Raw genomic sequence first — 12,134 nt, 5'->3', positions numbered from 1 at the left:
GCTAAACCATATTTAAGTACAAGAAAGAAGAAAGAAAAACGAACCGCAAAGTACGCAAAGGACACAAAGAAAGAAAGAAAGAAACAAAGAAATAAACAAAGAAATTAAAAGGGTTTGGCGCAGCCTTATAAAGAAATGGTATGAGAAGCACGAAATGAGAAAAGACCATTGTTTTCATTGGGACTGCTTGCTCAAACTGACAAACTGCTAGCAACAGAAAAATAAGCAATCAAATGAATGAATTACAAGCAATCTTAGAAAGCTTCGAGTCAAGTCAAAAAAGTGGTGAAATTACTTTCCTGGCCACTGTAGTCAAAACTCAAGGTTCAACCTATCGCCGACCGGGTGCTAAAATGTTGATGACAAATACAGGTCGGATAATCGGAACAATTAGCGCTGGTTGCTTAGAGAACGACGTATTTGAGCATACTCAACAACGAATGTCAGACGGCGAACCAATTGTTGTTACTTACGATAACACCGCCTCGGAAGATATTCTTTGGGGCTTTGGTTTGGGATGCAATGGGATAGTGCAAGTTCTCATCGAACGTCTGGAGAGAGAAAGCACACCAAATGCGATCGCATTTACACAAGAGTGCTTTCATCAAAAACATTTGGGTATTATTGCTACAGTCTTTGCCTTGGAAGGTGCAGTAAATGTCAAAATTGGGTCGCGCTTACTGCTGTATCCTGATGGTAAAATTATCACTGACATCAAAGATACCAATTTAATTCAATCTCTGCTTACAGATAGTCAAGCAGTCTTTGCTAATCAAAAGTCAAGGGTAAATAACTATCAGTTACCTTTAGGTAGTGCGGAAGTTTTCATCGAAGTTATTCAACCACCCATACCTTTACTAATATTTGGTGCAGGTTATGACGCTGTACCCGTAGCCCAGTTTGCTCAAGCATTAGGTTGGCACGTTACTGTAGTCGATTGTCGAGCTAATGAGGCAACTAGAGCGCGATTTCCAATAGCTTGTGATGTCATTCTTAGCCGACGAGAAGTTGTACATAAACAGGTATTTATCGATGCTCACACAGTTGCAGTGGTGATGACGCATAATTACCTTGATGACCTAGAAATTTTGAAAATGTTGTTGCCATCTCCTGCACCATACATAGGGGTTTTAGGGCCAAAATCCCGTACTGAAAGATTGCTTGAAGATTTGCGATTGCAAGAAATATTTTATAATACTGAACAATTAAAAAGATTGCATGGCCCCATTGGCATTGATATTGGTGCAGATACACCTGAAGGAATAGCGATCGCGATTATTGCAGAAATTCAAGCGGTGCTAACAAACCGCAGTGGTAATTTTCTCAAAAATCGCAATCAACCAATTCACCAATGTGATGAAAGCAACTTAAACTTGCAACTTACCACATAATTTTTATCTATTATGGAATTTAACACTGAGCAAATAGACAATGAAAAATCAACCATAGCTATTATGGTTCTTGCTGCTGGTGCATCGACTCGCATGGGTACACCGAAACAACTACTGCTTTACCAAGGACGTAGTTTTTTGCAATATATTACAGAAATGGCGATCGCTTCAGTTTGTCAACCTGTGGTAGTAGTACTGGGAGCCAATGCAGAACAGATTCATCCCGAAATTAAGCAGCTTCCCGTTACAGTAGTTAATAACTCAGATTGGGCTTGTGGAATGAGTGCTTCAATCAAGAGTGGTATTGAATTGTTAAATAATCTTCCTCAACAAATAGAAGCAGTAGTTATTACACTTTGCGATCAGCCATTTGTTTCTCACCAAATTATTAATCAACTGGTTGACGCATATTATTCGACAAAAAAATCGATTATTGTTTGCGAATATGCGGGTACATTAGGTGTACCCGCTCTATTTAGTCAGATATTTTTTTCAGAACTTGCTGCTTTGAAAGAAACTTCAGGAGCAAAAAAAGTTATTAATAATAACCTGAATGAAGTGTTTTCCATTCCGTTTCCTCTAGGGGATATCGATATTGACACACCAAAAGATTATGAACAATTGCTATCAATTACCAGAGCTACTGATTCTACTCGTAGCGTATTGAAGCCTAATGTTCATAAATCTCTAATGGCAAATTATCAGGGTCTTTAAAGAAAGTAAATTTTTTACCTGTAATTTCATCAACTCTGATATTTTCTACTTCTAGTCCTTTTGATTTTAAATAAAAAACAGTTTGTTCAACATCGTCAACTTGAAAAGCAATATGCCTTAAACCACAAGCCTCTGGTTTACTAGGGCGTTCGGGAGGATTGGGGAAAGAGAATAACTCTATTTGAGCATTTCCTGCCACTTTTAAATCTAATTTATAAGAACTTCTTTCGGCGCGAAAAGTCTCTTGAATAATCGAAAAGCCTAAAATTTCTACATAAAAACTTTTGGAGCGATCGTAGTCAGAACAAATAATAGCAATATGATGAATAGCAGTAATTTTCATAAATTGTATCCAGTTTTATTTTAATAAAATATTTTATGATTTTTTATTACTTATTAGTAAGTTTATTTAATAATTGTTTAATCTTCCCACCATCATTAAAAGCATTGACAAGTAAGGCGATAAATGGTATTTGAAAGAAGAGTCTACCCTAGATTTTTGCTACCTAAGCGTGATGAACCCTGTATATTTATAGGACTAGCCCTTTCAAGGTGAGTAAAAATTTTGCTCAAAAAATTCCTCTTTAATCTCTTAACTCTGTGTTCTCTGCGCGGCAGTCGCTCATCGGGGAAACCCCCAAGACCGCGCTGCCTTGTCTCTGCGGTTAAATAAATTACTTTTAAACCGCAGAGGCAATAGAGTTGTCAGTGTGCCCTTGCGGTGACCCGACTTGTACTGCTCCGGGGATCTTGCTACGCGCAGCGCAAAGAGAAAAACAGAGATGTTACGAGTCACCTTGAAAGGGCTGGTCTTAATTTAGTAGTTTTAGCGCCAAATAGCTATTTTTTTAGTATTCAGATGTTCTTCTATACTTGCAGATATATATCAAGATAAACGCTCTGAAGATTTATGTATATAGAAAAATATATTTCTTATATAGCCTAGTTTAAATATCAATTTATACCTTGTATTCTTTCACAAAAAGCTCCATGATTGATTGGGAAAGCCCATAATTATAGGTTAGTTACTTAATAAAGATGCCGATATACTTCATAAACTTTTCCGATTCATAGCAATAAAATATCTGCTCTTAATCTCAAATTTACTCATATTGGAGTTGGATTGACTCATGCTAGAAGGATGGATTCAAATTGGATTAACGCTACTAATTGTGGTAGTAATTACTCCCTTTTTTGGGCGCTATATGGCGCGTGTATTCCTAGAGCAAAGAACTTTTCTCGATGTGATTTTGAATCCCCTTGAGCGATTGCTTTACTCTTTGGTTGGCGTTCAAGCCCAAGAAAATATGACGGGTTGGCAGTATGCGCGAGCAATCCTGTACAGCAATGTAGTCATGATGTTGCTGATTTTCTTCCTGATCGCTAATCAGGAATGGCTACCGCTTAACCCAACTAAGATAGCTGCCCCAACCTGGGATACTATCGTACACACTACCATTTCCTTTATTACCAATACCAACCAGCAGCACTATTCTGGTGAAACCTACTTGAGCTACGGTAGTCAAATGCTGGGGCTAGGCTACCACATGTTCACTTCAGCTGCAACGGGGATTGCAGTAGCGATCGCCTTTATTCGCGGTTTGACTGGTAGATCCTTGGGCAATTTCTACGTAGACCTGATTCGCTCAATTACCCGAATTTTACTGCCCATTAGTATTATCGGCGGCATCGTCTTCATGGCCCTTGGTGTGCCAGAAACCTTGGCGGGGCCAGCAGTGTTTCCCACCTTAGAAGACCCTAACATTAGTCAGGCGATCGCTCTTGGCCCAGTTGCTCATTTTGAAATTATCAAGCAACTAGGAGAAAACGGCGGCGGCTTTTTCGCTATCAACTCAGCACACCCCTTTGAAAATCCCAACGCATTTTCTAACTTAATTCAGATCGTGGCAATGCTTTCAATTCCCACGTCTCTGATTTATACTTATGGGTTATTTGCAAATAACATCAAACAAGCCTGGTTACTCTACGGTATGGTCGGTGTTATTTTTCTGGGATTTTTGATTGTCACCGCCATTGGAGAATACAACGGTAATCCGGCTGTAAATGCGCTTTTGGGCAGTCAGCAACCGAACCTAGAGGGTAAAGAAGTCCGCTTTGGTTGGGCACAATCTGCATTATTTGCGGTAAGTACGACTGGCACCATGTGCGGCGCTGTCAACAGTTTCCACGACTCCTTTATGCCCGCCGGCGGTTTTATATTTCTCTCCAATATGTTCCTGCAAATCATGTGGGGTGGACAGGGTACAGGAACAGCTTACTTGTTTGCCTATAGCATTCTGGCGGTATTCGTCACAGGTTTGATGGTGGGACGCACGCCAGAATTTCTGGGACGCAAGATTGAAAAGCGTGAAGTCGTCCTTGCTAGCTTCCTGATTTTGCTGGTTCACCCCATCGCCATTTTGATACCGGGGGGAATCGCCTTAGCTTTTGCCGATCAACTCTCAGGTATTAGCAATCCTGGCTTTCACGGATTTTCTCAGGTAATCTACGAATATGCCTCAGCTGCTGCTAATAACGGCTCTGGTTTTGAAGGTTTAGGAGATTCACAACCATCTCCCTTAGCGATCGCCACAGGCACAAAAACAACCGTAACCGCCCTATGGTGGAACCTGAGTACCTGCTTCAGTTTACTGGCTGGACGCTATATCCCCATCATCGGTCTGCTGCTCCTAGCCGATAGTATGTCTCGTAAGCAAGCTGTTCCCTACACAACTGGTACATTACGAACCGACACCGGACTATTTACAGGTGTCACCGCAGGTGTAATTTTAATCTTAGGCGCACTAACATTCTTCCCAGTGCTGGCATTGGGCCCCATCGGTGAAGCTTTCTTTATCTCCAAAGGTATCGGCTAGAAAGTGGGGAGTGAGGGAGATGAGGGTGTAAGCAATGCTGACTTTTCACGTTATCTTATCTGGAAAATCCACGAAAAACCTAACCCCCTAACCCCCTTCCCTGCAAGGGAAGGGGGAAAATTCAAAGTCTCTCTCCTTTTAGGAGAGAGATTTAGAGAGAGGTTTTCCAGATACCGTGAAAAGTCAGGTAAGCAATGCCCAATGCCCCATGCCCCAACCCCAATAACCAATCCCCAATCCCCAATCCCCATCCTTTAATGTATGCCAACTACTGCTGATTCTCCTTCACGTATTCCATCTGGAACTCGTGACTCGCGCAGACACACCCCCAAAGCTGATATGCGGGGACTTTACCAGAGAGCAATTCGTGAGTCATTTCTCAAGCTCGATCCTCGAATTACTGTCAGAAACCCAGTTATGTTTGTTGTTTGGGTAGGGACAATTGTCACCTTCCTGGTTACCCTTAACCCAAATCTGTTTGGCACAATTCATGCAGATATCAATCAACAACGTCTGTTAAACGGGTTGATTACCTTCATTCTCTTTTTCACCCTCGTTTTTGCCAACTTTGCCGAAGCCGTAGCTGAAGGACGCGGTAAAGCACAGGCTGATTCACTCAGATCGACGCGATCGGACACGATCGCTAACAAAATCCTCCCCGATGGTTCTATAGTACAAGTCAATTCTACGGAACTGCGACGGGGCGATTTAGTCCAGGTGGTTGCAAATAACATGATTCCCGCCGATGGGGATGTAATTAAAGGTATTGGCTCAGTAGATGAGTCTGCCATTACTGGAGAATCTGCCCCTGTACTGAAGCAACCAGGTACAGATATTGCCAGTTCGGTGACAGGAGGTACACGCCTACTCTCTGACGAGTTGACAATTCGCATTAGTGCTGATCCTGGTCAAGGGTTTATCGATCGCATGATTGCCCTAGTAGAAGGGGCACAACGCACCAAGACTCCCAACGAAATTGCCTTGACGGTATTGCTAGCAGTACTAACACAGGTGTTTTTGATTGTGGTGTCAACAATCCCTCCCTTCGTTGGCTACATTGCCACCTTTATCAGCACAGCCTTTGGCCCTGAGGCAGGAAACAGTTTGCGTGCAGGTGCTAGCGTTGCTATTCTCATCTCGCTACTGGTAGCTTTGATTCCCACAACTATTGGTGGTTTGCTCAGTGCGATCGGCATCGCTGGAATGGACAGAGTTGCCCAATTTAATGTCATCGCTACCTCTGGTCGAGCAGTAGAAGCCTGCGGCGACATCAATACCCTGGTACTGGATAAAACTGGCACGATCACCTTGGGTAATCGCATGGCTGACGAGTTTATTCCCTTGAATAAGCACTCACTAATAGATGTGGCGCGAGTTTCCCTAGCTGCTAGCTTGTTTGACGAAACCCCAGAAGGCAAATCAATTGTCATATTAGCAGAAAAGTCTCAAGCTGGGGTAGACTTCAATATCGACAAAGCCGAAGGTGTGGAATTTTCGGCAAAAACCCGGATGAGCGGCACGAATCTACCTGATGGTAAACAAATTCGCAAAGGAGCGGTAGATGCCATTAAAGGGTTTGTCCGTTCTCGTGGCGGCCAGGTTCCTGATGATATAGACGCAGCTTATGAGCGAGTTTCCCGCTTAGGCGGTACACCCTTAGCTGTCTGCCAAGATGCCGATATTTATGGGGTTATTTACCTCAAAGATATTGTGAAACCTGGACTGCGGGAACGATTTGACCAACTCCGCCGCATGGGTGTTCGCACCGTCATGCTTACAGGTGACAACCGAATTACCGCTTCAGTAATTGCTGAAGAAGCTGGGGTTGATGATTTTATTGCCGAAGCGACTCCAGAAGATAAAATTGAGGTGATTCGCTCCGAACAATCTCAGGGTAAGCTAGTAGCAATGACGGGAGATGGTACTAATGATGCACCTGCCCTCGCTCAAGCAAACGTAGGTGTGGCAATGAACTCTGGGACGCAAGCTGCCAAAGAAGCTGCTAACATGGTGGATTTAGACTCTGACCCCACGAAGCTAATTGACTTAGTAACCATAGGTAAACAGTTGCTAATTACCCGTGGAGCATTGACAACATTCTCCATCGCTAACGATATCGCCAAATATTTTGCCATCATTCCCACGATCTTTGCAGCTGCTGGCATCGGCGCACTGAATATTATGGGATTAAAGAGTGCCCAATCTGCGATCATCTCGGCGCTGATTTACAACGCCCTGATTATTCCCGCATTAATTCCCCTAGCACTCAAAGGGGTGAAGTTCTTACCTTTAACAGCAGATCAACTGCTACGTCGCAACATCTTAATCTATGGCCTTGGCGGCATCATTGCTCCCTTCATTGCCATCAAACTGATAGATATTATCCTACCTTTGTCTTAAATTGATTATGAAACTCGTTCATCTCCGACGCACGATCGTTGCATCCCAAGTATTAGAAGCAATAACTGAAATCTGGTATCAATGGCGTAGACAAAAGCTACCACTGTATTTGTTCTTGGCGATGTGTTTCAACCTAGTGGTTGCACCTCTAGTCTATGCCGCTACTGGTGAAGAACTTTCTCGCAGTCAATCTTGGGGATTGGGATTGTTAGGACTGACGACGCTAGGGCTTTCCATCTATTTATTTTTTGTCATGTTTGTACCGGAGAAATTTTAATGAGTTTTGCACGCGAAGCTAGTAGAGCTATTCGTTCTACCTTGGTACTCTGGGTAATCGGAGCAATTATTTATCCTTTTGCGATGATTGCCATTGGGCAGACTGTGTTTCCGTTTCAAGCAAATGGTAGTCTACTGAAAAATAGCGCCGGTCAAGTTGTGGGTTCTGCTTTAATTGGTCAACCTTTTACTAGCGATCGCTATTTTAACAGTCGTCCCAGTAGCACCAGCTACAGCACAGCCGATCCCAAAAAAGACGATGGCGGAGTTTTGAAAACTGGAGTTTCTGGTGCTAGTAATTTGGCTCCCAGTAATCCCGCATTACTAGAACGGATCAAAGGTAAAGATGACCCCGATCCCACCAAAAAAATTGAAGGTGACTTGCCTCGTCTGAAAAAAGCAGGTGTGCAGCCCACTGGCGATTTAGTCTACAGTTCTGCTTCCAGCCTTGACCCCCACATTACCCCTGAAGCCGCCGCAGCGCAAATTGCACGAGTAGCTAAGTCCCGGGGAGTTCAGCCGAACCAACTGGAAACTTTGATTTCTCAAAATACCGATGGTCGCTTTCTCGGCATCTTTGGCGAACCTGGAGTTAATGTTTTAAAGCTGAATTTAGCTCTCGATCAGATTAAGAAATAAACCCAGATTACTTATCAATACAATACAGTTCAGTTAAGCTTCTCTTCCTTATCTTTCTTCTCTTACTTTGCGTCCTTTGCGTCCTTTGCGGTTCGTTAAAAAAGGGTCTTAGCCTTAACTGAACCGTATTGGATTACTTTACAGATATTTTCAGTTAAATAGACCACGCGGTAGGGGCACAGCAATGCTGTGCCCCTACAACTGTTCCACATCTAGCAGTCCACCACATCAACATGGTAAAATCCTTCTCTCTTCCTCTGTGTTCTCTGCGCCTCTGCGGTTCGTTATTTAACTAAAACCTGTTGTTCTATATCATAACTATATCTCTAAATATATACCTACTTAACTAATCAATAAACATATATTTTATTCGCTTAATACATTTTATATACCCTTAAAATATATCTCTGGAAAAACATATTTATCTTTAAAATATTGGACAATATTATTAGAGTTAAAATATGTTTCATGCTAGAAAACAAAAAACTTTTAGATCCAAGCCTGTTTGGTGTTTTAATCGAAGACAATAGCGTTTACTGCGGTCTTAATTTAACTGAAATTCACTTACCCGACCGATGCGTTTTTCTAGGGATTTTAAGAGAGAGTCAAGTAATCTCAACGACAGATAATCCGACTATTTTTGCTGGAGACTATATTTTAGCAATAGCAACCCATCCCATGATGATTCCCGCTCTCAAAGTCACTCTCAAGAAAATTCATTCTGTTTACTATTCCCTCAACAATTGCTTACTAGAAGCTGTTTAATTTAGATGAAATTTACGGAATATGACTTCGATTAACTAAAGGTTTTTAATATGCATACTTCGGAGATTTTCCGACTTGATGTATCAGCCCAAAAAAGTGTTAACCAGTCCACTCTCCTAGAAGCGAACCTGGTGAAGATAACACAGAATGACACCAAACCACACAACGGAGACATCCCCTTTGTAGCAATATTTTTGGCTCACATTTCCTTCATGATTGTTTGGGCAATGGTCGTTTATCTTGTTTCATCTTTCTCCAAAGCGCTAGAAAATCCCCCAGGAAATGCAGCACTATATAAAGACGAGATAGTAAGCTCCAAACATTTACAGCAATATCCCTGTGAAAACTGCCAGTTTTTTAACAACAACCGTTATCTAAAGTGTGCAGTACAGCCCGCTATTGCTCTCACGAAACAAGCACTCAATTGCTCTGACTATAGCCCTAAATAGGTGAGTTTATCGCTACACTATAGCGATCGCTTGATGTCATGCTTCTCAATTATGCTCCAAGGTTTTGTGCAAATCTTCCTCACTCTGTTCCTAGTTGTCGTGTCAGTACCAATCGTCGGACACTACCTAGCTGAAGTCTTTTTCATGGAAAGAACTTGTCTCGATGCAGTGATGAACCCATTGGAGCGGTTAATTTATCTGCTTATGGGTATTGAACCACAAGAGAGCATGACTGGAAAAACTTATGCGATCGCTGTTCTACTGAGCAATACAGCAATGGCAGCTTTGGCGCTACTACTGCTGATGTTTCAAAGCTTACTACCATTGAATCCCACCAATTTAGGCATACCCACTTGGGACACAGCGTTACACTCCACCATTTCATTTTTAGTTGCTGCCGATTTGCAACATTATGTGCCAGAAAGCACAATGTCCTATCTGAGCCAGATCACCGCCTTGGGCTTCTTAATGTTTGTTGCACCTGCTACGGGATTAGCGGTGGGAATTGCCTTCATTCGCGGCTTAACAGGTAGACAATTGGGCAACTTTTATGTCGATTTGACTCGCTCGATGACGCGAGTATTGCTACCCTTAGCTATTGTCAGTACAGTGTTGTTGATGTTGGGTGGTGTGCCCGAAACCCTAAACGGGACTGTAAATCTTACCACCTTAGAGGGAGCAACTCAGGCGATCGCTCGTGGCCCCATTGCCCACTTTGAAAGCATCAAAATGCTGGGTGAGAACGGTGGAGCCTTCTTTGGTGGCAACTCGGCTCATCCTTTTGAAAATCCCAATGGCGGTACAAATTTGGTGCAAGTGGTGGCAATGTTACTGGTTCCCACAGCATTACTTCATACCTACGGCATCTTCATCGGGAACTTAAAACAGAGTCGCCGACTATTGTGGATGGTATTTGCCATTTTTGTAGTCTTAATTAGCGTAACTGCGATCGGAGAATATCAGGGCAATCCCGCCGTCAATGCCCTGCTAGGTAGTCAGCAGCCCAATTTGGAAGGTAAAGAAGTCCGGTTGGGTTGGGCAGAAACTGCGTTATTCGCCATCACCACAACAGCAACCATGACTGGTTCGGCTAACGGTGCCTTCGACTCGCTGATGCCCTCAGGTGGATTTTGTGCTTTGCTCAACTTGTTTTTGCAAGTGATTTGGGGAGCGATGGGCACTGGGGCAGCTTCTTTGGTGGTGTATATGTTTTTGGCAGTGTTCCTGACTGGTTTAATTGTGGGACGAACCCCAGAGTTTTTGGGACGAAAAATCGAAAAACGGGAAATTACCCTAGCAAGCGTAATTATTCTGATCCACCCGTTATTGATTTTACTCCCCAGTGCTATTACCCTAGCTTTTCCTGAACAACTTGCAGGTATGAGCAATCCTGGCTTTCATGGTTTTACCCAGGTGATTTATGAGTATGCATCGGCAGCTGCCGGCAACGGTTCCGGTTTTGAAGGCTTGGCAGACACCCAACCTGCGCCGACTGCTTTGTGGTGGAACCTGACAACAGCATTTACCCTCTGGATGGGACGGTTTATTCCGATCGTTGCTTTGTTACTGCTAGCAGATAGCCTGGCGTGCAAACAACCCGTAGCTGCCTCAATTGCCACCCTAAATACAGATACCAAACTATTTACGAGCGTGACTGCTGCCACCATTTTGATTCTAGGAGCATTAACATTTTTTCCTGTTTTGGTATTAGGTCCTGTTGCTGAAGCCTTCCAAATTGCCATAGGAAAATAACCTTTAATTTCTCACTTTTCGACTAGAGTTTGTATTTATGAATCCCCTTTTTCGACTTTTAATTCCGATACCATTTGTCCTGACTCCCTCCTTGGTTAGCCAAGGTAATGATTTGCTTCGACAACATGGAATTCAACAGCTTCAAGAAACAAGAAAATGTTTCAGTTGTAATTTATCGTCCGTGAACTTTTCGGGAGCGAACTTAGAGCGAGTTGACTTGCGATCGGCAAATCTTCAGGGAGCTAACCTGAAAAATGCTAATCTCCGGTATGCAAATTTAGAGTGGGCAGATATTCGGCAAGCAAATCTACAAGGAGCCGATTTAACTGGAGCTATCCTCAAGAATACATTGCTAAGTGATGCTGATTTACAAAAGGCTAACTTGTCAGCATCCAACCTAGAAGGAACCGATTTTAGAAATGCAAATCTTAGTTATGCAAATCTTATCAAAGCTTCAAAAAACAATGATATCCAGGGTTATAATTCTGTCAATCTCTGCGAAACAGTATTACCAAATGGGCTGATATCAAGTCGCTGCCATCGATCAGCAATAGTTAACAACTCCAACTTTTCATCAGGAATAAATTAATGCTACAGCCTAATTATGAAGATAAAAATAGCTTTCTCTACCCGCGCGATCGCTATCACGGTAAATTTGAGCCAAAGAACTTAGTTTTTAATGCCAACCTCCAAGAATTTGCTCAAAGAATTAGCTACATCACTAGTTTAGAGACTGGCGGCAAACTATCTCCAGAAGAAGCTTTAAGTAAAATTGAAGTACTTTGGAAACAGTTGGAGGTGAGTAAAAATAAATTAGGAATTGGTAGCGATTTATCAGTTTAATTTAGTTGACTAATCCTAGATGTAGTCAT

12 protein-coding genes are annotated in these 12,134 nt (G+C 42.5%); 11 read left to right on the top strand and 1 reads right to left on the bottom strand.

The features are described from left to right. Positions 1-233 precede the first annotated feature (233 nt). The gene (locus V7K50_RS23930) at positions 234-1,391 is read left to right on the top strand and encodes an XdhC family protein (RefSeq protein WP_334964406.1); all 1,158 of its coding nucleotides are present in this window, start codon (positions 234-236) and stop codon (positions 1,389-1,391) included. A 12-nt stretch (positions 1,392-1,403) separates the two neighbouring features. Further along, positions 1,404-2,105 carry a nucleotidyltransferase family protein gene (locus tag V7K50_RS23925; protein ID WP_334964404.1) on the top strand — a complete coding sequence of 234 codons (702 nt, stop codon included), beginning with the start codon at positions 1,404-1,406 and terminating at the stop codon, positions 2,103-2,105. Here V7K50_RS23925 and gloA2 read toward each other — a convergent pair. Continuing rightward, positions 2,062-2,448: an SMU1112c/YaeR family gloxylase I-like metalloprotein gene (gloA2, locus tag V7K50_RS23920; protein ID WP_334964402.1), complete on the bottom strand. Its 387-nt coding sequence runs from the start codon at positions 2,446-2,448 to the stop codon at positions 2,062-2,064. The two genes, V7K50_RS23925 and gloA2, sit on opposite strands and share 44 nt — an antisense overlap. A gap of 787 nt (positions 2,449-3,235) precedes the next feature. Between gloA2 and kdpA (V7K50_RS23915) the strand changes: the two genes are divergently transcribed. The 9 genes from kdpA (V7K50_RS23915) to V7K50_RS23875 all read left to right on the top strand — a co-directional run bounded on the left by kdpA (V7K50_RS23915) (position 3,236) and on the right by V7K50_RS23875 (position 12,105). Further along, positions 3,236-4,981 (top strand): potassium-transporting ATPase subunit KdpA, encoded by a 1,746-nt coding sequence (gene kdpA / locus V7K50_RS23915; protein ID WP_334964400.1) that lies wholly within the window; start codon positions 3,236-3,238, stop codon positions 4,979-4,981. 261 nt (positions 4,982-5,242) lie between these two features. After that, entirely contained in the window at positions 5,243-7,381 is a 2,139-nt protein-coding gene (kdpB, locus tag V7K50_RS23910; RefSeq protein ID WP_334964398.1) for a potassium-transporting ATPase subunit KdpB, read from the top strand. 7 nt (positions 7,382-7,388) lie between these two features. Next, positions 7,389-7,658: a potassium-transporting ATPase subunit F gene (locus V7K50_RS23905; RefSeq protein WP_334964396.1), complete on the top strand. Its 270-nt coding sequence runs from the start codon at positions 7,389-7,391 to the stop codon at positions 7,656-7,658. Further along, positions 7,658-8,296 (top strand): K(+)-transporting ATPase subunit C, encoded by a 639-nt coding sequence (gene kdpC, locus V7K50_RS23900; protein WP_334964394.1) that lies wholly within the window; start codon positions 7,658-7,660, stop codon positions 8,294-8,296. The genes V7K50_RS23905 and kdpC overlap by 1 nt, the downstream gene beginning before the upstream one ends. A 468-nt stretch (positions 8,297-8,764) precedes the next feature. Next, entirely contained in the window at positions 8,765-9,061 is a 297-nt protein-coding gene (locus V7K50_RS23895) for a TrkA C-terminal domain-containing protein (RefSeq protein WP_334964392.1), read from the top strand. A 50-nt stretch (positions 9,062-9,111) separates the two neighbouring features. Then, positions 9,112-9,510, top strand: coding sequence for a hypothetical protein (locus V7K50_RS23890; RefSeq protein WP_334964390.1), 399 nt, complete (start codon positions 9,112-9,114; stop codon positions 9,508-9,510). A 51-nt stretch (positions 9,511-9,561) separates the two neighbouring features. Then, positions 9,562-11,262, top strand: a complete 1,701-nt coding sequence (gene kdpA / locus V7K50_RS23885) for a potassium-transporting ATPase subunit KdpA (protein ID WP_334964622.1) — start codon at positions 9,562-9,564, stop codon at positions 11,260-11,262. Positions 11,263-11,299: 37 nt separating this feature from the next. After that, positions 11,300-11,851, top strand: coding sequence for a pentapeptide repeat-containing protein (locus V7K50_RS23880; RefSeq protein ID WP_334964388.1), 552 nt, complete (start codon positions 11,300-11,302; stop codon positions 11,849-11,851). Further along, complete coding sequence (locus V7K50_RS23875) at positions 11,851-12,105, top strand: DUF7219 family protein (RefSeq protein ID WP_334964386.1); 255 nt, start codon at positions 11,851-11,853, stop codon at positions 12,103-12,105. The genes V7K50_RS23880 and V7K50_RS23875 overlap by 1 nt, the downstream gene beginning before the upstream one ends. Positions 12,106-12,134 lie beyond the last annotated feature (29 nt).

It is taken from the genome of Nostoc sp. (assembly GCF_036917135.1).
Lineage (GTDB): Bacteria > Cyanobacteriota > Cyanobacteriia > Cyanobacteriales > Nostocaceae > Nostoc.
Note: the sequence above shows the minus strand (reverse complement) of the source record. Positions and strands in the feature narration are given on the sequence as shown.